The organism is Lacrimispora amygdalina (assembly GCF_003432035.1).
GTDB classification, from domain to species: domain Bacteria; phylum Bacillota; class Clostridia; order Lachnospirales; family Lachnospiraceae; genus Lacrimispora; species Lacrimispora amygdalina.
In genome coordinates this window covers 1-1,080 of record NZ_QOHO01000173.1, presented here as the reverse complement: position 1 = coordinate 1,080, position 1,080 = coordinate 1, and the positions used below count along the sequence as shown (strand labels likewise).

Sequence of the window (1,080 nt, the reverse complement as noted above, 5' to 3'; positions counted from 1 at the left end):
ATATCAGACCACTTCATTTCGCATAAATCACCAACTCGTTGCCCGGTAACAACAGCCAGTTCCATTGCAAGTCTGAGCCAACATGGTGATGATTCTGCTGCTTGATAAATTTTCAGGTATTCGTCAGCCGTAAGTCTTGATCTCCTTACCTCTGATTTTGCTGCGCGAGTGGCAGCGACATGGTTTGTTGTTATATGGCCTTCAGCTATTGCCTCTCGGAATGCATCGCTCAGTGTTGATCTGATTAACTTGGCTGACGCCGCCTTGCCCTCGTCTATGTATCCATTGAGCATTGCCGCAATTTCTTTTGTGGTGATGTCTTCAAGTGGAGCATCAGGCAGACCCCTCCTTATTGCTTTAATTTTGCTCATGTAATTTATGAGTGTCTTCTGCTTGATTCCTCTGCTGTCCAGGATTTTTTCGTAGCGATCAAGCCATGAATGTAACGTAACGGAATTATCACTGTTGATTCTCGCTGTCAGAGGCTTGTGTTTGTGTCCTGAAAATAACTCAATGTTGGCCTGTATAGCTTCAGTGATTGCGATTCGCCTGTCTCTGCCTAATCCAAACTCTTTACCCGTCCTTGGGTCCCTGTAGCAGTAATATCCATTGTTTCTTATATAAAGGTTAGGGGGTAAATCCCGGCGCTCATGACTTCGCCTTCTTCCCATTTCTGATCCTCTTCAAAAGGCCACCTGTTACTGGTCGATTTAAGTCAACCTTTACCGCTGATTCGTGGAACAGATACTCTCTTCCATCCTTAACCGGAGGTGGGAATATCCTGCATTCCCGAACCCATCGACGAACTGTTTCAAGGCTTCTTGGTCGTCGCTGGCGTGCGTTCCACTCCTGAAGTGTCAAGTACATCGCAAAGTCTCCGCAATTACACGCAAGAAAAAACCGCCATCAGGCGGCTTGGTGTTCTTTCAGTTCTTCAATTCGAATATTGGTTACGTCTGCATGTGCTATCTGCGCCCATATCATCCAGTGGTCGTAGCAGTCGTTGATGTTCTCCGCTTCGATAACTCTGTTGAATGGCTCTCCATTCCATTCTCCTGTGACTCGGAAGTGCATTTATCA

General features: G+C 46.2%; 2 protein-coding genes. Both read right to left on the bottom strand.

Features of this window, described 5'->3' with window-relative positions:
- Window positions 1–671: phage integrase Arm DNA-binding domain-containing protein (locus DS742_RS28545; RefSeq protein WP_147325913.1), on the bottom strand; the 671-nt coding region annotated here is incomplete at its 3' end.
- Window positions 649–867 carry an excisionase gene (locus tag DS742_RS28540; protein ID WP_002414258.1) on the bottom strand — a complete coding sequence of 73 codons (219 nt, stop codon included), beginning with the start codon at window positions 865–867 and terminating at the stop codon, window positions 649–651. The genes DS742_RS28540 and DS742_RS28545, both read right to left, overlap by 23 nt.
- Window positions 868–1,080: the final 213 nt, after the last annotated feature.